Annotated in this window: 24 protein-coding genes; 11 read left to right on the top strand and 13 right to left on the bottom strand. The window is 68.4% G+C overall.

Features of this window, described 5'->3' with window-relative positions:
- Positions 1 to 165: 165 nt before the first annotated feature.
- Both ACFWAY_RS09845 and ACFWAY_RS09840 read left to right on the top strand, forming a co-directional pair.
- The gene (locus ACFWAY_RS09845) at positions 166 to 543 is read left to right on the top strand and encodes a DUF4229 domain-containing protein (RefSeq protein ID WP_378510546.1); all 378 of its coding nucleotides are present in this window, start codon (positions 166 to 168) and stop codon (positions 541 to 543) included.
- A complete protein-coding gene (locus ACFWAY_RS09840; RefSeq protein ID WP_378510545.1) occupies positions 540 to 1,649 on the top strand; it encodes a PLP-dependent cysteine synthase family protein in 1,110 nt (369 codons plus the stop codon). Before ACFWAY_RS09845 ends, ACFWAY_RS09840 begins: the two co-directional genes overlap by 4 nt.
- Here the strand turns inward: ACFWAY_RS09840 and ACFWAY_RS09835 are convergent.
- Complete coding sequence (locus tag ACFWAY_RS09835) at positions 1,637 to 2,173, bottom strand: GNAT family N-acetyltransferase (RefSeq protein WP_378452395.1); 537 nt, start codon at positions 2,171 to 2,173, stop codon at positions 1,637 to 1,639. The genes ACFWAY_RS09840 and ACFWAY_RS09835 overlap by 13 nt on opposite strands.
- Positions 2,174 to 2,300: 127 nt before the next feature.
- Between ACFWAY_RS09835 and ACFWAY_RS09830 the strand changes: the two genes are divergently transcribed.
- From ACFWAY_RS09830 to ACFWAY_RS09815, 4 genes are all read left to right on the top strand, one after another.
- Positions 2,301 to 3,053 (top strand): lysophospholipid acyltransferase family protein, encoded by a 753-nt coding sequence (locus ACFWAY_RS09830; protein ID WP_378452394.1) that lies wholly within the window; start codon positions 2,301 to 2,303, stop codon positions 3,051 to 3,053.
- Positions 3,054 to 3,117: 64 nt separating this feature from the next.
- Entirely contained in the window at positions 3,118 to 3,333 is a 216-nt protein-coding gene (locus tag ACFWAY_RS09825; protein ID WP_005258323.1) for a hypothetical protein, read from the top strand.
- Between the two features lie 6 nt (positions 3,334 to 3,339).
- Positions 3,340 to 3,906: a Clp protease N-terminal domain-containing protein gene (locus tag ACFWAY_RS09820; protein ID WP_378452393.1), complete on the top strand. Its 567-nt coding sequence runs from the start codon at positions 3,340 to 3,342 to the stop codon at positions 3,904 to 3,906.
- A gap of 60 nt (positions 3,907 to 3,966) precedes the next feature.
- Positions 3,967 to 4,347 (top strand): phage holin family protein, encoded by a 381-nt coding sequence (locus ACFWAY_RS09815; RefSeq protein ID WP_378452392.1) that lies wholly within the window; start codon positions 3,967 to 3,969, stop codon positions 4,345 to 4,347.
- A gap of 13 nt (positions 4,348 to 4,360) precedes the next feature.
- On the opposite strand, the gene ACFWAY_RS09810 is transcribed toward ACFWAY_RS09815, so the two are convergent.
- Positions 4,361 to 5,230, bottom strand: a complete 870-nt coding sequence (locus ACFWAY_RS09810; RefSeq protein WP_378452391.1) for a 1,4-dihydroxy-2-naphthoate polyprenyltransferase — start codon at positions 5,228 to 5,230, stop codon at positions 4,361 to 4,363.
- A gap of 76 nt (positions 5,231 to 5,306) precedes the next feature.
- Here ACFWAY_RS09810 and ACFWAY_RS09805 point away from each other — a divergent pair, with 76 nt between their 5' ends.
- Positions 5,307 to 8,558, top strand: coding sequence for a BTAD domain-containing putative transcriptional regulator (locus tag ACFWAY_RS09805; protein WP_378510544.1), 3,252 nt, complete (start codon positions 5,307 to 5,309; stop codon positions 8,556 to 8,558).
- A gap of 9 nt (positions 8,559 to 8,567) precedes the next feature.
- Here the strand turns inward: ACFWAY_RS09805 and ACFWAY_RS09800 are convergent, their stop codons facing one another.
- Both ACFWAY_RS09800 and ACFWAY_RS09795 read right to left on the bottom strand, forming a co-directional pair.
- Complete coding sequence (locus ACFWAY_RS09800; protein WP_378510543.1) at positions 8,568 to 9,311, bottom strand: IclR family transcriptional regulator; 744 nt, start codon at positions 9,309 to 9,311, stop codon at positions 8,568 to 8,570.
- Positions 9,311 to 10,825 carry an APC family permease gene (locus ACFWAY_RS09795; protein WP_378510542.1) on the bottom strand — a complete coding sequence of 505 codons (1,515 nt, stop codon included), beginning with the start codon at positions 10,823 to 10,825 and terminating at the stop codon, positions 9,311 to 9,313. The genes ACFWAY_RS09800 and ACFWAY_RS09795 overlap by 1 nt, the downstream gene beginning before the upstream one ends.
- 226 nt (positions 10,826 to 11,051) lie before the next feature.
- On the opposite strand from ACFWAY_RS09795, the gene ACFWAY_RS09790 reads away from it, so the two are divergent.
- Genes ACFWAY_RS09790 through tatA form a run of 3 tightly spaced genes read left to right on the top strand, consistent with a single transcriptional unit; the run spans position 11,052 to position 13,503 of the window.
- The gene (locus ACFWAY_RS09790) at positions 11,052 to 12,632 is read left to right on the top strand and encodes a flavin monoamine oxidase family protein (protein ID WP_378510561.1); all 1,581 of its coding nucleotides are present in this window, start codon (positions 11,052 to 11,054) and stop codon (positions 12,630 to 12,632) included.
- Between the two features lie 29 nt (positions 12,633 to 12,661).
- Entirely contained in the window at positions 12,662 to 13,336 is a 675-nt protein-coding gene (locus ACFWAY_RS09785) for a RidA family protein (RefSeq protein WP_378510541.1), read from the top strand.
- The gene (gene tatA / locus ACFWAY_RS09780) at positions 13,336 to 13,503 is read left to right on the top strand and encodes a Sec-independent protein translocase subunit TatA (protein ID WP_005252050.1); all 168 of its coding nucleotides are present in this window, start codon (positions 13,336 to 13,338) and stop codon (positions 13,501 to 13,503) included. The genes ACFWAY_RS09785 and tatA overlap by 1 nt, the downstream gene beginning before the upstream one ends.
- Positions 13,504 to 13,556: 53 nt before the next feature.
- Here the strand turns inward: tatA and ACFWAY_RS09775 are convergent, their stop codons facing one another.
- Positions 13,557 to 14,387 carry an ABC transporter permease gene (locus ACFWAY_RS09775; RefSeq protein ID WP_378452387.1) on the bottom strand — a complete coding sequence of 277 codons (831 nt, stop codon included), beginning with the start codon at positions 14,385 to 14,387 and terminating at the stop codon, positions 13,557 to 13,559.
- Positions 14,384 to 15,370, bottom strand: coding sequence for an ATP-binding cassette domain-containing protein (locus ACFWAY_RS09770; protein ID WP_378510540.1), 987 nt, complete (start codon positions 15,368 to 15,370; stop codon positions 14,384 to 14,386). The genes ACFWAY_RS09775 and ACFWAY_RS09770 overlap by 4 nt, the downstream gene beginning before the upstream one ends.
- A gap of 228 nt (positions 15,371 to 15,598) precedes the next feature.
- Here ACFWAY_RS09770 and ACFWAY_RS09765 point away from each other — a divergent pair, with 228 nt between their 5' ends.
- Positions 15,599 to 16,522 carry a hypothetical protein gene (locus ACFWAY_RS09765; RefSeq protein WP_378510539.1) on the top strand — a complete coding sequence of 308 codons (924 nt, stop codon included), beginning with the start codon at positions 15,599 to 15,601 and terminating at the stop codon, positions 16,520 to 16,522.
- 89 nt (positions 16,523 to 16,611) lie between these two features.
- On the opposite strand, the gene menE is transcribed toward ACFWAY_RS09765, so the two are convergent.
- From menE to ACFWAY_RS09730, 7 genes are all read right to left on the bottom strand, one after another.
- Positions 16,612 to 17,757, bottom strand: coding sequence for an o-succinylbenzoate--CoA ligase (menE, locus tag ACFWAY_RS09760; protein WP_378510538.1), 1,146 nt, complete (start codon positions 17,755 to 17,757; stop codon positions 16,612 to 16,614).
- Positions 17,758 to 17,785: 28 nt separating this feature from the next.
- The gene (locus ACFWAY_RS09755) at positions 17,786 to 18,085 is read right to left on the bottom strand and encodes a DUF3349 domain-containing protein (protein ID WP_005252058.1); all 300 of its coding nucleotides are present in this window, start codon (positions 18,083 to 18,085) and stop codon (positions 17,786 to 17,788) included.
- 2 nt (positions 18,086 to 18,087) lie between these two features.
- On the bottom strand, positions 18,088 to 18,441 hold the full coding sequence (locus ACFWAY_RS09750) for a DUF3349 domain-containing protein (protein WP_378452383.1): 354 nt from the start codon (positions 18,439 to 18,441) through the stop codon (positions 18,088 to 18,090).
- A gap of 45 nt (positions 18,442 to 18,486) precedes the next feature.
- Positions 18,487 to 18,753 carry a hypothetical protein gene (locus ACFWAY_RS09745; RefSeq protein WP_378452382.1) on the bottom strand — a complete coding sequence of 89 codons (267 nt, stop codon included), beginning with the start codon at positions 18,751 to 18,753 and terminating at the stop codon, positions 18,487 to 18,489.
- Between the two features lie 10 nt (positions 18,754 to 18,763).
- Entirely contained in the window at positions 18,764 to 19,972 is a 1,209-nt protein-coding gene (locus ACFWAY_RS09740; RefSeq protein WP_378452381.1) for an anion permease, read from the bottom strand.
- Positions 19,973 to 20,051: 79 nt separating this feature from the next.
- Complete coding sequence (locus ACFWAY_RS09735; protein ID WP_378452380.1) at positions 20,052 to 20,447, bottom strand: VOC family protein; 396 nt, start codon at positions 20,445 to 20,447, stop codon at positions 20,052 to 20,054.
- A gap of 3 nt (positions 20,448 to 20,450) precedes the next feature.
- Positions 20,451 to 20,900, bottom strand: coding sequence for a hypothetical protein (locus tag ACFWAY_RS09730; RefSeq protein WP_037233459.1), 450 nt, complete (start codon positions 20,898 to 20,900; stop codon positions 20,451 to 20,453).
- Positions 20,901 to 20,925 lie beyond the last annotated feature (25 nt).

Genomic DNA, 20,925 nt, shown 5'->3' with positions numbered 1-20,925 from the left:
CTGGTCTGTGCTGAAGCCGGCCGCTGTTGCGACTGATCTCGGGTCATCGTGGCATCTGGCACCCCGGGTACTCGAACGATCTAATGTTGGTAAAGGGGAGGTAATAGACAAATCGGATAAGTCGGACGTGTGAGGAGCGGCCTCGGCGATGGGTAACCTGGGAGCGTGAGTGAGTCATCCGAGAAGCCAGAAGACCAGGTCGAGCGCCCCGGTGCAGCCGATTCGAGCGCACCGGCCAAGCAGGGCGGGCGGGTGACCAAGGGGCAGCTGGCGCGCGACGTCGCGACCTATTCGATCGCCCGGCTGCTGCTGGTCGTCGTGATCGGCGCCATCATCCTCGGGGTGGCCGCACTCGTCGGAGTCGCCGTGCCGCTGCTCGTCGCGGCCATCTTCGCGGTCCTCATCGCACTCCCGCTGTCGCTGCTGCTGTTCGCGAAACTCCGCCGGCGGGTCAACGAGGGGATCGCCGCGTTCGACGCGCAGCGTCGCGCCGACCAGGCCGATCTGCGTGCCAGGCTCCGCGGTGAGGGCACGTCCCGGTGACGGACGGCGATTGCGTCGTCATCGACCGGAGTTTTCCGCGTGACTGGGTGGACAACGCCGTCCGCCTCATCGACGCCGACGCGCAGCGCAGCGCGGACACGCATCTGCTGCGCTACCCGCTGCCCGTCGAATGGGGTGTGCAGCTCTATCTGAAGGACGAGTCGACCCACATCACGGGCAGCCTCAAACATCGGCTGGCCCGGTCGCTGTTCCTTTACGCGATCTGCAACGGATGGGTCACCGAGGGGACGACGGTGATCGAGGCGTCCTCGGGGTCCACGGCCGTCAGCGAGGCGTACTTCGCGAAGATGCTCGGCCTCGACTTCGTCGCAGTCATGCCGCGCAGCACGAGCGGCGCGAAGATTGCCCTCATCGAGGCGCAGGGCGGTCGCTGCCACTTCATCGACCGGCCGCCGGAGATCTACAGCGAGGCCCGGCGGCTCGCCGCGGAGACGAACGGTCACTTCATGGACCAGTTCACGCACGCGGAGCGGGCCACCGACTGGCGGGGCAACAACAACATCGCCGAGTCGATCTACCACCAGATGATTCGTGAAGAACACCCCGTGCCGGAGTGGCTCGTCATGAGCGCCGGCACCGGCGGCACCAGCGCGACGCTGGGCCGGTACATCCGCTACCGCAGGCACGCGACCCGTCTGCTCGTGGTGGATCCGGAGAACTCGGCGTTCTTCGGCGGCTACGACACCAACTCCTGCGACTTCGCGACGGGGATGCCCTCGCGCATCGAGGGCATCGGCAGGCCGCGGGTGGAGCCGTCGTTCGTCGGGCAGGTCATCGACCGGATGATGCGGGTGCCCGACGCCGCGTCCATCGCGACGGCTCGGCACGCCAGTTCGGTGCTGGGTCGCCGGGTCGGCGGTTCCACGGGCACGAACCTGTGGGGTGCGTTCACGGTCGTCGCGGAGATGCTCGCGGCCGGACGGTCCGGCAGTGTGGTCACGATCCTGTGCGACGGCGGCGAACGCTACGCGGACACCTACTTCGACGACGACTGGGTGGCCGGGGAGGGCATCGACCTCTCGGGTTCGGCGGCGGTGCTCGATCGCTTCGCGGCGACCGGGGAGTGGCCCGTTCAGCCCGGCTGAGGCGCGGTACGCACCGGCGCCGTCACCGGGCGGGACATCGTGACCCGCGGCCACGCGGCGAGGCCGTGCCGGGCCTCGTCGGCGCGGATGCGGGACAGGCCCGGGGTCAGTGCGTCTTCCAGTAGCGGGCGGAAACCCAGCCGCTCGTAGTAGGGGGCGTTCCACGGGACGTCGACGAACGTGGTGAGGGTGAGGGCGGGCAGTCCGCGGACGGCCGCCCACGACGAGATCTCGTCGAGGAGCAGGGCGCCGAGCCCCTGGCGGGCGTGGCCGGGGTGGACCGACACCTGCTCGATGTGCGCGCCCCCGTCGACCATGGCGACGAGCGCATAGGCGACCGGGGCATCGTCTGGGTCGACCGCGACCCAAATGCACTCCAGCTGGAGGTATTCGGTCAGCTCGTCGAGTGTGAACGGGGGATCGTCGGCTACGGCGTCCATTCCGATGTCACGGAACGGCGCACCCGCCGCGATTTCGATGTCTTGCAGAGCGGGCAGGTCGGTGGAAATGGCCGTGCGGATCACAGGTCTTTTGTACCCGAAATCGTGCTGTTCGCACAGTCTCCCTGCACTTTCCCAAAACTTACTCCACCGTAGGCTACGCAACCGTAGGTTGGTAGCCTGGCGTTAGGACGACGGAGCGGGGACGAGCATGGAGAAGCCCGAGGTAACTCTCGAGAACTACGAAGCGGTGTACGCGTACTACCGCGACCATCAGCAGAATCGGGTGCTCGCCAAGCTGGCGTACGCGTCGCTGTATGCCAAGTACCGGCCGCGGGTCGTGTACGCGGACGACGCGAAGGCGCAGCTGGCCGGGCTGGTGAAGTCCGGCAGGGTGTTGATCGTCGCCGCCAATCACATCACCCACAGCGATCAGTACACGCTTGCGGCCACGGCCTGGAAGACGCCGCTGCGCCGCGCGATCGGACGCACCCGGGTGCTCGCGAAGGACGAACTGTTCGTCGACCCCGACCTGCACAAGAAGGTCGACATGATGGGCGGTATCCCGGTGTTCCGCAGCAAGAACTACGGTCTCCGGGCGGTCGCCGACGCGGGCCGGCTCATGATGGACATCTCCGCCGAACGCCTGTGCCGCGGTGACAACCTGGCGATCTTCCCCGAGGGCACGTGCAACGAGGACGACCCGACCCGTCTGCAGCACATCAACAGCGGCGTCGGTCACATCGCGAAACGTGCGGCAGATCGCGGAGTCTCACCCGTGCTGCTGTCCATCGGCATCAGTTACGGACCGGACGCCGACGGGCCCGATACCGAGAACGTGAAGTCGGCCAGCGTCTTCGTCGGAGAGCCGTTGTTCGACCTCCCGGCGAAACCGATGGATATCGCCCACGTCGTGCAGAAGGATCTGCAGATCGCCGTCGACGGGGCGGTGGCGGCGTACTGACGGCCGCTCCGAGATTTGTCAAGAAGGGTTGACACCTGGGTCGGTGTCAACCTAAATTGACAACATGACCGAAGCAACCACGCTCGCCGCAGCAGCGGGCAGCCCCGACCCCGCCGAGGGGTTGCGGGCCGTGCGTGCGCTGCGGCGTCTCCTCGAACGGCTCGAGGCCATCCAGGTCGCCAACGCCCGCGCGCAGGGCTGGTCCTGGCAGGCGATCGCCGACTCCCTCGAGGTGAGCAGGCAGGCCGTCCATCAGAAGCACAATCGGAGAGGGAGGTAACGGCGGATGTTCGAACGATTCTCGACGGACGCTCGGGCTGTGGTGATCGGCGCGCAACAGGAAGCGCGCGCACTAAAGTCGCCACAGATCGGGCCCGAACACCTCGTGCTCGCGCTGCTGTCCGTGCAAACCGAACCCGTCCACGGCATCCTCGCCGACGCCGGTATCGAGGAGGAGAAGTCGCGATCGACCGTCGCGACGCACGGCACGGCCTTGAGCGACGCCGACGCGGAAGCGCTCGAATCGATCGGGATCGACCTCGACGCGGTGCGCCAGAGCCTCGAGCAGAACTTCGGCAAGGGCGTCCTCGATCCCGAGGAGCCGTCGGAGAAGCGCGGCTGGTTCGGCCGGAAGTCGGGGCACATCGGGTTCACCCGCGACGCCAAGAAGGCAATCGAGTTGTCACTGCGGGAGGCGCTGGCGCGCAAGGACGATCACATCGGCGCCGAGCACATCTTCCTCGGAGTGCTGCGGGTGGCCGACGGCACGACGCGGGAGATCCTCGAGGTCCAGGTCGGTGTCGGCGAACTCCGCCGTCGCGTACACGCGGCCCTCGACGACCGCGCCGCCTGACCGTGCGGGTCCCGGGTTATCCGGTTCCCGTTTGTCCGAACGATGTGCCAGCATGCACCCATGACCTTCTTGGTACGCCTCGTCATCAACGCGTTCGCGATCTGGCTGGCGGCAGCTTGGGTGTCGGGCATCGACATCTCCAGTTCGGGCAACGGAACCGGATGGGACATCGTGGTGCTGCTCGGCATCGCGCTGGTGTTCACCGTCGTCAACATCTTCGTCAAACCACTGGTGAAGCTGCTGTCGCTGCCGTTGCTGATCCTGACGCTCGGCCTGTTCACCCTGGTGATCAATGCCCTGATGCTGCTGCTCACCGCATGGCTGAGCTCCCAGACCGATTACGGCCTGACCGTCGACGGCTTCTGGACCGCACTGTGGGGAGGCCTGATCATCTCGATCGTCAACTTCCTCCTCGGCATCCTTCTCCCGGACGGCGACTGACGCGGCGGGCCGCTCAGGCGGCCGACAGGGCCACGGCGGTGGCGGCGCCCCAGATCAGCATCGCCAGCCCCGAATCCCGAAGCGCGGGAATCAGTGCGAGGCCCAGGCCGCCGGAGCGGACCGGCGCGTTCGCCCGGACCGCGAGAGGCAGCGCGAGCAGTCCGACGAGCGCCCAGGGGGTGCGCAGCACCAGGACGAGAGTCACCACGAACGGGACCGTCAGCGTGACGAGATGCAGAATGCGGGTCCGCGAGTCGCCGAGCCGGACGGCGAGCGTGCGCTTGCCGGATTCGGTGTCGGTGGGAATGTCCCGCAGATTGTTGGCGACGAGAACCGCGCTCGAGAACGAACCGACGGCGATCGCGGACACGAGACCGGCCCAATCCACCGTCTCGGCCTGCACGTACTGGGTGCCCAGCACGGCGACGAGACCGAAGAACACGAAGACGGCGACCTCGCCGAAGCCGCTGTAGCCGTACGGCTTCTTGCCGCCCGTGTAGAACCAGGCGCCCACGATGCACAGGGCGCCGATCAGTACGAGCCACCAGGCGGTGGTCGCGGCGAGGACCAGGCCGGCCACCGCGGCGACGCCGAAGCAGGCGATGGCCGCAGCCTTCACCGCCGACGGTGTCACCAGCTTCGACCCGACGAGCCGTAGCGGCCCCACCCGCTCGTCGTCGGTGCCGCGGATCCCGTCCGAGTAGTCGTTGGCGAAATTGACGCCCACGATCAACGCGAGAGAGACCACCAGTGCCAGCACTGCCTTCCACCAGACCGCGCCGCCGAGCGACGCCGCGGCGCCGGTGCCAACGAGCACCGGGGCGATCGCGTTCGGGAGGGTGCGCGGACGAGCGCCTTCGATCCATTGAGCAGCCGTTGCCATGTACCGATCTTTGCACCGAGCGAGAAGACGCCCGCACCCACGCCGTGCAATACCATCGAACGCGGTGGACCAGCACATGAGCGTGGACGAGAGGGCGGCACCGGCAAGCACACCGATTCAGGTCGCCTTGTTGGGTGAGGTATCGACGTGGCGATCGGGCGTGCTCGCACCGCTGCCCGGCACCCGCGCGCGCAGCCTGCTGGTTGCTCTCGCCCGCGATCCTGGCCGGAGCCGGTCGGCGCAGGCGCTCATCGACGAGGTGTGGGGCGAGGATCCACCGCGGTCCCCGATGAATGCGCTGCACACGCAGGTCTCCCGTCTGCGCGCGGCGTTGCCGGACGGGGCGCTGGAGATCGGCCCGGCCGGTTACCGGCTGGCGGTACCCAGGGACGCCGTCGATCTGACGCGCGCGGAGGACGTGGCACGCCGGCTGAGGGGCCGGGGGAACGGACGCAGCGTCGGGCCGGACGAGATCCGCGACGCCCTCGCGTTGTGGCGGGGAGACCCGGGCGCCGACCTTCCCGGCGGTGCCACCGCAACGGAACTCGCCGCCGACGCCGCCGTGATCCGGAGGCAGCTCGAGGCCGCGGAACTGGCGGCGCTGGTTGCGGTCGAAGACTGGGACGCCGTCCTCCCGAAGGCGCTGGGCCACGTCGCCGCCGAACCTCTGGACGAGCAGGCGCACGCGCACCTGATGCGGGCGCTCGCCGGGCTCGGTCGGGACAACGAGGCGCTGGACGTGTTCGCGACCTTCCGCAAGCGGATGGTGTCCCGGCTGGGGGCCGATCCGTCGCCGGCGCTCGTCGCCCTGCACACCGAGATCCTGCGCGGCGGACGTCCCGATGAGGTGGCGGCTCCGCACCTCGCGTCGCCGGATCGGACGGCGATCGGGCTCCGCGCGGCACCCAACGCCCTCCTGGGGCGCGACTCGGACATCGCGGAGATCGAGAGGTTGCTCACGTCCTCGCGGGTGGTGACCATCCTCGGGCCCGGCGGTGCCGGCAAGACGCGACTCGCGCACGAACTGGGTGCGCGGGCCGCCGTGGGGACGTCCGTGGCTCTGGTGGAGCTCGCGTCGCTGCGCAGCAGCGAGGACGTCGTGGCGGCGATCAGCAGCACGCTCGGGCTCAGCGAGGTCGACATCGCGCCGGGCCGGCTCACCGTCAGCCGCGTCCATTCGGCGCGGGAGCGGCTCCGGGAAGCGTTGTCGGCGGGGCCGATGCTCCTGATCCTCGACAACTGTGAGCACGTCATCGGCGCCTGCTCCGAGGTCGTGGCCGACCTGGTGGCGGCGGGCGACCAGCTGACCGTCCTCGCCACCAGCCGGTCACCCCTCATGCTCGCGTCCGAGACCGTGTACCCGCTGCCGCCGCTCGCGATCGACGACGACGAGGCGCCGGCCGTGCAACTGTTCACGGCGCGCGCCCGCGCCGTGCGGCCCACGGCGCGCCTCGACCCGGAGACCGTGCGCAGTGTCTGCCGCACCCTCGACGGTCTCCCGCTCGCGATCGAACTGGCCGCCGCGCGGGTACGCAGCATGAGTGTCGAGGACATCGGCCGACGGCTCGAGCACCGGTTCGCGCTGCTGCGGTCGCACGACCCGACGTCGCCCGCGCGGCACCGCACCCTGCACGCCGTCATCGACTGGAGCTGGCAGCTTCTGGGCGAGCAACAGCAGATCGCGCTGCGCAGACTCTGCCGGTTCCCGGCGGGGTTCACCCTCGACGCCGCCCGGACGATCGCGGAGTGGGACGGCGTCGACGACGTCGTGGACGCCGTCGAGGGACTCGTGAATCAATCCCTGCTGTCCGTGTCGGAGACATCGGACACGCTGCGCTACTACATGCTCGAGACGGTGCGCGAATACGGTGAGGAACAGCTCGCGGCGGTCGGCGAGGAATCGGAAGTGTTTGCCCGACAAGGGGTTTGGGCAAGCCGGTTCGCGTCCGAGGCGCTCCGCCGGTGCCGCACCGACCAGGTCGCGCTCGCGGACGACATCGACGCCGATCACGACAACCTGCTCGCGGTCCTCAGGTGGGCGGTCGAGCGCGACGACGCCGAGACGGTGGCGACCGTGTTCCCGGTGCTGGGCGGCCTGTGGGCCATTCGGGGCGCGCACTCGGAGGTGATGAACTGGACGCCGCGCATTCTCGGGTCGACGGCGGACGCGGACCTGGCGGACGTCGGTTCGGAATTGGTGGCGTACACGTTCCTGCTCGCGGCGATGCACCTGGTGTTCGGCGGCCAGACGCGCACGCTCGCCCGCACCCGGATCCGGCTGCGTCACCTGCTCCGGGAGCGCCCCGACGTTCCATCGATCACCGGGTTGGCGGTGCGGCTCATCCTGTCGCTGGGTTCGGGACGGCGCCTGGCCAGGATCGTCGCGGAAGGCGTGCGCTCCGACGATCCGGAGACCCGCGCGGCCGCGATGTCCGCGCGGGCAAGCATGCGTGAGAACCTCGGCGACTTCCGCGGCGCGATGAAGGATGCCGCGACCGTGTCCGAACTGTGCGGGGCGATCGGTGACGTGTGGGGCACAGCGATGGCGTCGCAGTTCCTCGGTTCACTGCACAGCCAGTCCGGCGAGTACCGGGACGCGGTGCGGCACTATCAGGACGCTGTCGAGGGCATGCGGAAGCTGGGTGCGCAGGAGGAGGCGGATCAGCTGTGGGGCTTCCAGGCCTCTGCGCTGATCGCCGACGGTGACGTGGAGGCCGGCCGGAAAGTGCTGGCCGAGACGGTACTCGAGCATCGCGGTGCGGGCACGGGGACGGACGACCACCGGCCGGACGAATGGCGGGCCGCCGCCACCGGCAGTCTCGCGGAAATCGATCTCGCGGACGGCGACGTCGAACGCGGGCTAGCCCTCTATCGTGAGGCGCTGGACATGGTGTATCCCCGGATGCTGTCCGAGCCGTTCGCCGATCCGTTCGGAATGATGCTGGCGGCGTCGGTGGTGTGCGCTCACGTGCTGCACGGCCGGTCCGAGATGATGGTGGAGTTCGTGCCGAAGCTCGCGGAGGCAGCGCTGTCCAGGTTGGGACAGGGTGCCTACCAGGATCTGCCGGTCACCGGAGCCGTCGCGGCCGGTGTCGGTTGCTTCGAGCTCGCTGCCGGTGATCCGGATCGGGGCCTCGCCTTGCTGGCGTTGTCGGTCCGGGCCCGTGCCCGGCAGGACATCGCCTCGCTGCGACACCCCCGGCACCTCGCGTTCGCACTCGAGCGGGTGGGCGCGGACCGCTGGGAGTCGGCGCAGAAGCGGTTCGGCAACTGGTCGCGTCGCGCGGTGCGCGCCGAAATCCTGGACATGCTCGCCAGTTCGAGGTGAGTGCCGGCCTCAGGCGGGGACCCGGCCGCTCACCCGGGCCGCGCACGAGCGCAGGAGGTCGGTGAGTTCCGGATCGTCGACGGCCAGGCGTCCGGTCTTGCCGATCGCCGCGAGGCAACCGACCACCGTGTTCTGCGCGTCGTGCACCGGGACGGCGACGGCGCTGCGGCCCACCCGCACCTCGTCGACCTCTCGGGCCGAACCCGTGTGACGGACGGTGTCGAGTTCGCCCTGCAACGCGCCGATGTCGGTGATGGTCCGCGACGTGACCCGGCGCAGACTCGGCGGCACCAGGTCCGGACGGGACGCGAGGAGGATCTTGCCGATGGCGGACGCGTGCAGGTGCGTGGCGATCGTGTTCTCGCCGCTGAGTTCGTGGTCGGGGTCCCGGTCGATCAGTCGCACCCGGCCGCCCGCGAACGACGTCAGATGGACCCCGAAACGCACCTGCTCCCGCAGCTCTTCGAGTACAGCGTGGCGGTCGACCGGGTCCGGCGCCGCATCCGCCCCCGCGAGCTGCCTGGTCCTGCGGCCCAGCGCGAACCCGGACAGATCGGCGATCCGCACCAGATAGCCGTCGGCGGTCAGGAGATTGAGCAGCCGGTACGCCGTGGCCTGGGGGATCCCCGCGTGTGCGGCGATGTCTCGCGCGGTCGCCCCGGACCCGAGCTGAGCTACGGCCTCGAGCAAAGCGAGTGCCTTCTGCACGGCGCGTGGTTCGTGGCCCGCGATCTCCCCGGCTCGGGCGCCCATCACCGGGACCCGGGGGTACGTCCAGCCGCCGTCAACGCGAGGTTTCCGGCGGCGTCCGTGGCGAACACCCCGGCTCCCGGCAGCACATCGTCCGTTTCCGCGGTGTCGAACACACCCATCGACCGCACAGTCGCCGGGTGGCGCCATCGCAGGTACAGCTGCCACACCGAACCCGACAGCAACAGGGTCAGCACCACGGTGGGGACCATCGAGAAGCCGTGGGCCACGTTCACGAACAGCATGTAGGCCAGGACGATTCCGCCGGCGGCGCTGCCCGCGACTCCCGCTGCCAGGACGAGAGGGGTGTGCTCCCCGATCCGGTTGAGGAACCGCACCGACGCCACGGCCACCAGGACGTACGCCGCGACCACCGCAGTCCTGGCGATCAGCTGCACGTGACCGAATCCGGTCGATTTCCCGACGATGCCGAACGTTGCGGCACCGGCGCACACGGCGCACACGATGACGGCCAGCGCCGCGTACGGAGTGCGATAGCTGCGGTGTACCCGGGCGAACAGACGCGGGACGACCCGTTCGATCCCCATCGAATACAGCAGCCGCGAAGCGGCATTCGACGACGCCATCGCCGACGCCAGCCACGACGTGCCCAACCCGAGGTTCAGGGCGATCACCACGGCCGGGTCGACCCCGGTGCCGGTGCCGTGCAGATAAGCGTTGACCAGGGTGTCCGTGCGACCGGACCAGGCGGCCCACGCCGAGAAGATGAACAGGCCGCCGCAGATCATCGGCGTGAGCATCACGGTGCGGGTGACGGTGGCGAGCGGGCGCTTGGCCTCCGGACCGAAGAACGTGGCGCTCTCGAAGCCGGCCAGGGCGAACACCGCGGCCAGCGTCATGAGCAGCGGCCCGTACGCGGAATCGGACGGCGGCACCGCGGCGTGCTGGCCGCCCGCGCCGGTCACGATCATCAGACCGACGATGAACAGCAACGAGCACGATTCGACGGCGAGGATGGCGAGGGCCGCGAACCGCACCCCCCGGACCAGGCAGCCGAGGATCACGATCGCGATCCCGGCATAGACGAGGAGACGCTCGGCGGGGTCACGCAATTCCAGACCGAAGAAGCCGAGCGTCGCGATCACGGCCTGGCCACCGTGGTACAGCGTCATCACCGCACTGCCCACGTACTTGGTGAGCATGGCGACCCCGGCGGTCAGCGCGGCTCGCGTGCCGAGGCCCTGGAACACGAAACTGTAGAGGCCGCCCGCGGCCGCCATGCGGCGCGTGAACTGCGAGACACACACCGCGATCAGGGAGACCACCACCGTCGCGACGACGATCGTGATCAGACCGCTCAGCAGCATCTGATGGGTGAACATGGTGACGGGCAGGACCACCATCGACACCGCCGGAGCCGTCGTGGCCACCGACTGCGCGAGAACCTCGAAGCCGGACAACTGCCGCCGGCCCAGCGCGCGCAACGGCGACAGGGCCTGACGTTCGGGCTCGCGGGTGGCGAACGAACGCGCGATCGCGTCGGAAAGGGCTGACATGCGCGTGAAACTAGCCGGGTCGTGTTGCCGAAAAGTTTCGGTTTCGGGTCGAACTCCGACTCGGGAGTGAGAACGGCACGCGCCCGTTCTCGCTCGCCGGCCTCAGACTGTTTCGCCGCCGACAACTGCCCGACTCGCCTCCCTCCCAGGATGAATCCGGACAAGTTACCCGGGTCGCCGGGCGCAAGAATGGGAGCGCGAATTGGCATTCACACGTAGATCTTTCATGAAGGGCCTCGGGGCCACCGGGGGCGCGGGCCTCGCGTACGGGGCGATGTCGACGCTCGGGCTCGCACCGTCGACCGCCGCGCCCGCCCGCGCCTTCCAGCCGCTCGCGGCCGGCGATCTGATCGGGAAGGTGAAGGGCAATCACTCCGTGGTGGTGCTCGGCGGCGGCCCGGCCGGTCTGTGTTCGGCGTTCGAACTGCAGAAGGCCGGATACACGGTGACGGTCCTCGAGGCGCGCACCCGGCCCGGTGGCCGGGTCTGGACCGCCCGGGGCGGCACCGAGGAGACGGACCTGGGCGGCGAGACGCAGAAGTGCACGTTCTCGGAGGGCCACTTCTACAACGTCGGCGCCACCCGCATCCCGCAGAGCCACATCACGCTCGACTACTGCCGCGAACTCGGCGTCGAGATCCAGGGCTTCGGGAACCAGAACGCCAACACGTTCGTGAACTACGAGAGCGACACGTCGCTGTCGGGGCAGTCCGTCACCTACCGGGCCGCGAAGGCCGACACGTTCGGCTACATGTCGGAGCTGTTGAAGAAGGCCACCGATCAGGGCGCCCTGGACCAGGTGCTGAGCCGGGAGGACAAGGACGCGCTGTCGGAGTTCCTCAGTGACTTCGGTGACCTGTCGGACGACGGCCGCTACCTCGGATCCTCGCGTCGCGGTTACGATTCCGAGCCCGGAGCCGGCCTGAACTTCGGCACCGAGAAGAAGCCGTTCGCGATGCAGGAAGTGATCCGCAGCGGCATCGGCCGCAACTTCAGCTTCGACTTCGGCTACGACCAGGCGATGATGATGTTTTCTCCGGTCGGCGGCATGGACCGGATCTACTACGCGTTCCAGGACAGGATCGGCACCGACAACATCGTCTTCGGAGCCGAGGTCACGTCGATGAAGAACGTGTCCGAAGGCGTCACCGTCGAGTACACCGCCGGCGGCTCGAAGAAGTCGATCACCGCCGACTACGCGATCTGCACGATCCCGCCGCACCTCGTCGGACGACTCCAGAACAATCTGCCCGCCGACGTGCTCACCGCGCTGAAGGCGGCCAAGCCGTCGTCGTCCGGGAAGCTCGGCATCGAGTACTCGCGCCGGTGGTGGGAGACGGAGGACCGCATCTACGGCGGCGCATCCAACACCGACATGGACATCTCGCAGATCATGTTCCCGTACGACCACTACAACTCCGACCGGGGCGTGGTCGTCGCCTACTACAGCAGCGGCAAGCGGCAGGAGGCGTTCGAGTCCCTCACGCACCGCCAGCGGCTCGCCAAGGCGATCGCGGAGGGCTCGGAGATCCACGGCGACAAGTACACCCGCGACATCTCGTCGTCGTTCTCGGGCAGCTGGCGGCGCACCAAATATTCCGAGAGCGCCTGGGCCAACTGGGCGGGCAGTGGCGGCTCGCACGGCGGGGCGGCCACTCCCGAGTACGAGAAGCTGCTCGAACCCGTCGACAAGATCTACTTCGCCGGCGACCACCTGTCCAACGCCATCGCCTGGCAGCACGGCGCCCTGACGTCCGCCCGCGACGTCGTCACCCACATCCACGAGCGCGTGGCCCAGGAAGCCTGACCTTCCCCTCGAACAAGGAGTTGTGCACTGTGAAGTCTTTTCGTACCAAGGCCGTCACCGCGGCACTTGCCGCATCCGCTCTGATCGCCGGGGCGACGTCGTGCTCCTCCGAGGAGGCGGCAGCGGAAGCGCCCGCGAGCACCTTCGTCTCCAAGTCCGTTCTCGAAGCCGGCGAGGCGAATCCGATGATCGCGCAGGGTGTGGCCATCGGTGGCGGCACCGCCGTCTACAAGTCGAGCGGCATCGGCCCGGGCGCGTCCAACAAGGCCGCACCCGAGGGAACCCCCGAGTCGTACATCGACACCGACGTATTCTCGGGCGGCGCACTCCCGGCCGGAGTCACGATCACCGAAGCGCAGGGCATCAACGCGCTGAAGCGGATTCGCGACAATCTCGAGGCGCAGGGCCTCACGCTCGAGGACGTCGTGACCATGCGGGTGTTCCTCGACAACGCCCCCGGCACAGACCGCGCCGACTACGCCGGCTGGAACCGCGCCTACCGGCAGTTCTTCGCGAACACCAACCTCGACACCGGTGACACCGAACTGGTCCCGCTCGGCACCGCGGAACCGGCCGCCCCGATGGAACGGAACTCCGCGCGTCCCAGCCGGTTCGCGCTCGAGGTCGCGAGCCTGCCTGCCGCGGGCTGGCTCGTCGAGGTCGAGGTGGACGCTGTGTACCCCGACGGTGAGGAGCCCCAGTAGTGGGGGCGCTGAGCCCGAGCCACTGGGCGATCATCGCGGTGGTGCTCGTGGTGCTGTTCGGGTCGAAGAAGCTTCCGGACGCCGCCCGCGGCCTGGGACGGTCGATGCGGATCCTCAAGACCGAGGTGGGGGAGTTGCAGGCGGACGCCCCCGAACTGGAGAAATAGGCGAAGCGAGCCGGTGGACCCCGCGTCCACCGGCTCGCTTCGTTCTTCGGGTGTCAGGCCTTACGCATGTAGGTCCGGACCGTCAGCGGAGCCATGATCGCGACGATCACGGCGGCGCCGAGCAGCGCCCACACGACGTGGACACCGAAGTGGCCGTCGTTGACGAGTTCACGCACCGCGGTCACGACGTGCGACACGGGGTTGACGTTGACGAACGCCTGCATCCAGCCCGGCATCGTGTCGGCGGGCACGAATGCGTTGGACATGAACGTCAGCGGAAACAGGATGAGCATCGAAATGCCCTGCACCGACGACGCTTTGCTCATCAGGACGCCCATCAGGGCGAAGATCCAGCTGATCGAGAAGGCGCAGACGATGACGAGCGCGCCTGCCGACACGACCCCGACGACACCGCCGCCGGGCCGGTAACCCATCGCGATACCGACGGCGAACGTGATGGTCGTGGCGATGCCGTACCGCACGACGTCGGCGAGGAGCGCACCGGACAGCGGCGCGATGCGGGCGATCGGCAGGGACTTGAAGCGGTCGAAGACGCCCTTGTCCATGTCTTCCCGCAGTTGGGTCCCCGTCACTATCGACGTGGTGATCACCGTCTGGACCAGGATGCCCGGGATGATGATCGGCAGATACGACGCCACGTCGCCGGAGATGGCGCCACCGAAGATGTACGTGAACATCAACGTGAAGATGATCGGCTGGACGACGACGTCGAACAGTTGTTCCGGGTTGTGCTTGATCTTGAGCAGTCCCCGGTACGCCATGGTCAGCGTGTTGGCGACGGACTGCTCGAGGCTGATTCGGTTCCGGGCCTCCGGAATCGGTCGGGGGCCCGCGGAAGTGCGGGATTCGAGGGTGGTGGTCATGCGACGCTCCGTTCGGTGTCGGCCTCAGTGGCGTCTGCGCCGTGGCCGGTGATGGTGAGGAAGACCTCGTCGAGACTCGGCTTCTGGACGGTGATCTCGTCGACGGCGATCCCGTGGTCGCGCAGTCGGATCAGGAGTTCCACGGTGAGCGACGGATCGGTCATCGGCGCGGTGAGGCGGCCGATCTCCGGCGTGATCGCCACGTCCACACCGAGGGTGTGTGCGATCACCGAACGCGCGTCGTCGGTCTGTCCGCGGTCGGCCAGGGTCAACTGCAGCGAGGAGATGCCCACGGACGCCTTCAGCTCGTCGGCCGTGCCGTCCGCGATCACCTTTCCGTGGTCGATGACGGCGATCCGGTCGGCCAGCTGATCCGCTTCGTCGAGGTACTGCGTGGTGAGCAGCACCGTCGACCCTTCCGCGACCAGCCTGCGGATGGTGTCCCACATCTGGGCGCGCGTCCGAGGGTCCAGACCCGTCGTCGGCTCGTCGAGGAACAACAGCGGGGGATGGGCAATCAGGCTGGCCGCCAGGTCCAGACGTCGGCGCATGCCGCCCGAGAAATTCTTCAGCGGCTTCGTCGCCGCCTCGATAAGGTCGAACTCCTCGAGCAGTTCCGCGCACTTGCGGCGGGCATCACCCCGGCTGAGCCCGAGCAGCCGGGCGAAGATCACCAGATTCTCGACCGCCGACAGGTCCTCGTCGACGGACGCGTACTGGCCCGTGACACCGACCAGCGAGCGCACCGCGTTCGGTTCGCGCACCACGTCGTGGCCGAAGACGCGAGCCTCACCGCCGTCCGGACGCAACAGCGTCGCAAGCATTCGCACCGTGGTGGTCTTGCCGGCGCCGTTCGGGCCGAGCACTCCGTACACCGACCCGGTCGGAACGGACAGGCTCACGCCGTCGACGGCACGCTGACGGCCGAAGAGCTTCACGAGCCCGTCGGCCTCGATGGCTGGGGGAGTTGCAGTGAGGTTCATGCCGTAGACGATGCAGCCCACCCCTTGCAGCGGGCTTGCACGCCTCTTGCACGGCCTTGCGGACCTTGTTGTTCTGCGGATTCACAGACATTGGTCGGAATCGAGGGCAATTGCGTCGGAATCTGACGAATCGGTGTGCGGATGTGGTTTTCCACAACCAGTCGGTTATCCACAGGTGGACTGTTTTCCCTGGTCGGAGAGGGCGGCCGGCGTCGAGCAGGGTGCAGGATGCTCGATAAGAGAGCAGAGGACCTGATCTTTCGCCGCCATGCATTGGCCGACGGAATCACCGACCCGGACCTGCGCCGCGCGAGGACGTCGGGACAACTGGTCGCCGTGGCTGCGGGTGCCTACCTCCACTGCGACAGCGCGGCATCACTGGATGCGGTTGAGATGCACCGAGCCCGGGTCGCTGCGGCCGTCGTGGCGCACGGGGGTGAGGTCGTGGTCAGCCACGCGTCCGCCGCCGTCCTTCACGGACTCGATGTCGGTGCGGTGAACCTCGATCGGGTGCACCTGAGCCGGGAGCGTCGATCGGGCGGCCGACGGACCGCGACACTGCACTGTCACATCGCTCCACTCGACCGTGACGATGTGACGGAGATCGACGGCGTGGCAGTGACCTCGCTCGCCCGGACCGTGGTGGACGTGGCGCGATCGGAATCGTTGGACCAGGCCGTCGTGATCGGCGATTGCGCGTTGCATCGAGGCGGTCTGTCGATCGGCGACGTCCAGGCTGTGGTGGAGCGTCACGGGCGCCGCAAAGGCATCGGTGCCGCGCGCCGCGCAGTGGCTCTGTTGGACGGAGGCAGTGAGAGTCCTGGTGAGTCGCTCAGTCGAATCAGGATGCGCGAGTGTGGGATGCCGGCGCCCGCGCTGCAACACGAAGTGCGCACCGACGTAGGTGCGTTCGTCGGCCGCGTCGACTTCTTCTGGGAGCGCTGGGGAGTTGTCGGCGAGTTCGACGGGATGGGCAAGTACAGATTCGGCTCCGGGCAATCGGCCGACATCGTGGCGAAGGAGAAGTTGCGGGAGGATGCGATACGCGACACGGGCCTCGAGGTGATCCGGTGGGTGTGGGCGGACCTCGGGCGGTTCGACGCCGTGAAGGCGCGATTCGAGCGCGCGTGTGTTCGCTCGCGGCGCCGGTGACCCATTCCCGCCCACCGAATGGCTGGAATCACACGCAATTGCACGGGAATCTGGCGAATCGGTGTGCAACTACGCAGACAGGCGAACCGCTAGCCGAACCGCGATTCCAGCGCTCGCCGGTCGATCTTCCCCGGACCTCTGAGGGGGAGGGCGTCGACGAGGTGCAGTTCGCGTGGGGCGGCGGTGGGGTCGAGGGTGCGTTCGACGAAGGAGCGGAGTTCGGCGAGTGTCGGTTCGGTGCCGGGCTCGGCGACGACGACGGCGGTGACGCGGCGCCCCAGTCGCTCGTCGGGGAGGCCGATCACCGCGCATTCGCGGACCGCGGGGTGCGCGACGAGGGCCGCCTCGACCACTTGCGGGACGACGGTGAGACCGCCGGTGGAGATGGCCTCGTCGAGCCTGCCGGAGATGCTGAGGACGCCGTCGGTGACGGCGCCGGCGTCGTCGGTGCGGAACCAGTCGGGTTCGGCGAACGCCGGATGGTCGGGGAGGCCGCGGTAACCGGACGCGAGCATGGGCCCGCCGAGGAGGACGCGGCCGTCGCCGTCGATCCGCACCCGGGCGCCGTCGAGGGGCACCCCGTCGTACACGCATCCACCGCACGTCTCGCTCATTCCATACGTGCGGACGACGGTGATGCCGGCGTCGACGGCGCGCCGCAGGACCGGGGCGGGGGTCGCGGCGCCGCCGAGGAGGACGGCGTCGAGTGCGGCCAGTGCCGCCACCGCGTCGGGGTGGTCGAGGGCCTTGACCAGCTGGGTCGGGACAAGCGAGGTGTAGCGGCGGGGACCGCTCATCGACGCGACTGCGGCGGGCAGCGCACCGGGGTCGAAGCCGTCGGTCACGTCGATCACCACCGGCTCGGTGCCCGCGACGACACTGCGCAGCAACACCTGCATGCCTGCGATGTGGTGGGCGGGAAGCGTCAGCAGCCAGGCGCCCGGACCGCCGAGGCGCGCGTGTGTCGCGTCACCGCTGGTACGGAGGGCGGCCGCGGAGAGCATGGCCCCCTTCGGCACTCCGGTCGTGCCGGATGTCGCGACCACGAGTGCGACACCGTCGTCGATCGGCTCCCCGGGGCGCAGTGCGTCCGTCAGTCGGCGGGTCTCCCGCTCGTCAGCGGCGGGGACGGGGAGCGCGGCGGGGGCGGTTCCGTCGAGGATCGCCGACAGCTGCGGCAGGATGTCGAGAACCCCGGCGCCGGAGGGGACGGGCAGGACCTGCAGTTCGCTCACTGGGCTGGCCCGGCCAGCGGCCATCGCATCACTGGGCTGGCCCGGCAAGCGGCCAGCCGCCTGCGGCGAGGTTGCTGCGCACCCGGTCGACGTCGGACTCGAGCGGCAACTCGTCGGTGACCTTGGTGATGAGCACCTGGATGTCGGTCTTCTCGATGGGAAGGTCGCCCTCCTCGACGAGGGCGTCGGCGACGGCGTCCACCTCGTCTTCCGACAGACGGCGGGTGAGCAGCGCGAACAACGGAATGTAGTCCTGCTCGGGCACGCCGTTCGGGTAGCCGGCTCGCAGCCAGCCGATGATGGAGGAGAGAAACGGTGGAAGGCTCATGGCTAGCCTGCGTCGCGGATTTCTTCCGTGTCGCCGGAACCTTCGCCGCATTCGGCGTCGGGTCCGACCGGCCACCCTCCGGCCTCGAGGTTCTCCGTCACCCGGGCGACGTCGTCCTCGGAGGGTTCCTCGTGGGTGATCTCGCTGATGAGGCGGCGGATGTTGTCGTAGTCGACGTGGCGTTCGGGTGTCTCGTGGGCCATCTCGATGGACAGCGCGACGACCTGTTCGATCTCGTCGTCGGTGAGACGGCGACGCAGCACTGCCAGCAGCGCGAAATGGTCCTTCGCCGGGATTCCCTCGGGGTACCCGGCGCGTAGCCAGTCGAGCACGGAGCGAAGTGAATTCGTGGGCACGCGTTCGGCCTCTTTCGTCGATGGAACGGGACTCGTGGTCGCCGCTCAGAAGATGTGGATACCGAAGCTGCCGGCCAAAAAGCCCTGCATCAAGAGAAGTATCCCAGTGATGATCGCGATCAGCACCACGGCGAAGCAGGCCCAGGCGCCGATCCGGCCGGCGACGGTCGGCTGCGAGACTCCCTCACCGGTGTCCGTGCCGCCGAGCGACCGCAGGCCGAGCGCGAAAATCGCGGGTAGGCCGGCACCGAACAGCAGACCGACGAGGATGACCTGCCAGAGCGAGTGGATGGTGGTGGTCAGCAATGTCATGGCGAGCCCCTCAGCGGTTCGTGGCGGGACCGGCGGAGTCCGCGGTCTCGGCCACTCCCGGCTCGGTGGGTTCGGCGGGAACGTGGGCCTCGCCCGACTCCCACTCGGCGTTCACGTTGCCGGACGTCACCGGCTGCAGGCGGGAGCGCAGGTACATGAACCCGGCGAGCACGATCAGGGCGGCGAACACGACGAGAACACCGGGCAGACCGCCGATCACGTGCGCGATGACCCAGCACACGGCTCCCACGATCGCCGCGGACGGCAGTGTGACCAGCCATGCGACGGCCATGCGTCCGGCGATGCCCCAGCGAACCTCGGCGCCCTTGCGGCCGAGCCCGGTGCCGAGGATGGAACCGGTCGCGACGTGTGTCGTGGACAGCGGCAGTCCGAGGTGGCTGGACGTCAGGATGATGGCGGCGGACGAAGACTCCGCGGCCATGCCCTGGGGAGCGGCGATCTCGACGAGTCCCTTGCCGAGCGTGCGGATGATGCGCCAGCCGCCGAGATAGGTGCCGAGCGCGATGGCGATCGCACAACTGAGCTTCACCCAGAACGGCATTTCGTCGTCGGCGGACAGGGATCCGTGTGCGACGAGTGCGAGGAAGATCACGCCCATCGTCTTCTGGGCGTCGTTCGTTCCGTGGGCCAGCGACACCAGGGACGCGGAACCGATCTGACCGATGCGGAATCCGTGTTCCTTGGTGTCCTCCGGCACGCCGGAGGTGATCCGGTAGACCAGCTTGGTGCCCGCGGTGGCGACCAGTGCTGCGACCACGGGGGCGAGGACGGCGGGAACGACGACCTTGCTGAGCACGCCACCCCACTCGACACCGCTCATGCCGATGGACGCGATGGCGGCACCGATCAGTCCGCCGAACAGTGCGTGGGAAGAGCTCGACGGCAGGCCGAGCAGCCACGTCGCCAGATTCCAGATGATGCCGCCGACCAGGCCGGCGAACACGATGAGCAGCAGATCCTCGCCGCCCACTTCTCCCAGGTTCACCACGCCCTTGGCGACAGTCGCCGCAACCTCCACGGACAGGAACGCGCCGACCAGATTCAACGATGCGGAGAGCGCGACAGCGGCCTTGGGTCGCAGAGCTCCCGTCGCGATCGAGGTGGCCATTGCATTGCCGGTGTCGTGAAAGCCGTTCGTGAAGTCGAATGCGAGGGCGGTGACGACTACCACCAGGAGAACTACGAGCTCTGCGGTCACACCCAGATTGTGCGGATTTCAACCGAAAATGTACAGCTGACGTCCGGTGTACAGAATCACTCCTGCGTATGGCCTCCCGTCAGTTCTCACCCTTCGGACGGAGGTCGCGGCGGATGGGGTGATCCTCCGGGATCTGCACCAGAACGATCGGGATTCCGTCGGGGTCCGCGATCCACATCTCGAACAGCCCCCACGGTTCCTGCCGGGCCTCGCGGTCGATCTTCACCCCGGCGAGAACCAGCTCGGTCTGGACTGCGGTGAGATCGCGAACCTGCAGCCACAGGGCGCCGTCGAAGGAGGACGACTCGCCGGTTCCACCGTGCGCGGCAACCTCGATCAGGCCCTGACCGGCGAAGAACACCGTGCCCCCGGGGTATTCGCGAGCGGTGGCGAGCCCGAGGATGTCGCGGTAGAAGCTCAGCGTCGTCGTGTAGTCGCGCGGCCGCAGAATCGTCCTGCTGCTGAGGATCTCCACCCGTCACCCTCCTTCGCCGGGCCGGGCTTCGTGTCCCGTCCGGCCGTGTGTGCGTCGATCTTCCTTCATCTCCGCCTCGAACAGGTGCCGCCGTCCGTCGGCGAGTTCGTGACGTGCGCCACGTTCGTGCTCGCGCAGCGGCGACCAGTAGTGGTCGTCGAACTCCTCGACGAGCTGGAACGTCCACCGGCCCTCGACGACGTTGCGGCCCACGAGCTCGGACTGCACCCGGTCCGCGACGGCCGCGTGTCCGGCGTCCCGCAGCGCGTCGACGGCTTCACCGAGCTGAAGATCGGCGTGTCCGATCAGCTGATGGAACGAGTAGAGGTGCCCGCGGGCACGCTCGACCGTTTCGAGGGCCTCCGACAACTTTCCGAGCGCGGCGACGGTGTCGTCACTCACTCCGGGCGGACGACGATGTTCCGGTGCGGGGAGCTCGCGGTCGATGCTCATGTGGGTCAGTGTGCCCGAATCGGAG

Source organism: Rhodococcus sp. NPDC059968, assembly GCF_042738615.1.
Classification (GTDB): Bacteria; Actinomycetota; Actinomycetes; order Mycobacteriales; family Mycobacteriaceae; genus Rhodococcus_F.
This window is presented reverse-complemented; position numbering and strand designations above follow the sequence as displayed.

Bases quoted from the DNA above. Each gene is read 5' to 3' on its own strand.
- ACFWAY_RS09830 (WP_378452394.1), top strand. From the start codon at position 2,301: ATGGAGAAGCCCGAGGTAACTCTCGAGAACTACGAAGCGGTGTACGCG.
- ACFWAY_RS09825 (WP_005258323.1), top strand. From the start codon at position 3,118: ATGACCGAAGCAACCACGCTCGCCGCAGCAGCGGGCAGCCCCGACCCC.
- ACFWAY_RS09820 (WP_378452393.1), top strand. From the start codon at position 3,340: ATGTTCGAACGATTCTCGACGGACGCTCGGGCTGTGGTGATCGGCGCG.
- ACFWAY_RS09815 (WP_378452392.1), top strand. From the start codon at position 3,967: ATGACCTTCTTGGTACGCCTCGTCATCAACGCGTTCGCGATCTGGCTG.
- ACFWAY_RS09810 (WP_378452391.1), bottom strand. From the start codon at position 5,230: ATGGCAACGGCTGCTCAATGGATCGAAGGCGCTCGTCCGCGCACCCTC.
- ACFWAY_RS09805 (WP_378510544.1), top strand. From the start codon at position 5,307: ATGAGCGTGGACGAGAGGGCGGCACCGGCAAGCACACCGATTCAGGTC.
- ACFWAY_RS09800 (WP_378510543.1), bottom strand. From the start codon at position 9,311: ATGGGCGCCCGAGCCGGGGAGATCGCGGGCCACGAACCACGCGCCGTG.
- ACFWAY_RS09795 (WP_378510542.1), bottom strand. From the start codon at position 10,825: ATGTCAGCCCTTTCCGACGCGATCGCGCGTTCGTTCGCCACCCGCGAG.
- ACFWAY_RS09790 (WP_378510561.1), top strand. From the start codon at position 11,052: ATGAAGGGCCTCGGGGCCACCGGGGGCGCGGGCCTCGCGTACGGGGCG.
- ACFWAY_RS09775 (WP_378452387.1), bottom strand. From the start codon at position 14,387: ATGACCACCACCCTCGAATCCCGCACTTCCGCGGGCCCCCGACCGATT.
- ACFWAY_RS09770 (WP_378510540.1), bottom strand. From the start codon at position 15,370: ATGAACCTCACTGCAACTCCCCCAGCCATCGAGGCCGACGGGCTCGTG.
- ACFWAY_RS09765 (WP_378510539.1), top strand. From the start codon at position 15,599: ATGCTCGATAAGAGAGCAGAGGACCTGATCTTTCGCCGCCATGCATTG.
- ACFWAY_RS09755 (WP_005252058.1), bottom strand. From the start codon at position 18,085: ATGAGCCTTCCACCGTTTCTCTCCTCCATCATCGGCTGGCTGCGAGCC.
- ACFWAY_RS09745 (WP_378452382.1), bottom strand. From the start codon at position 18,753: ATGACATTGCTGACCACCACCATCCACTCGCTCTGGCAGGTCATCCTC.
- ACFWAY_RS09730 (WP_037233459.1), bottom strand. From the start codon at position 20,900: ATGAGCATCGACCGCGAGCTCCCCGCACCGGAACATCGTCGTCCGCCC.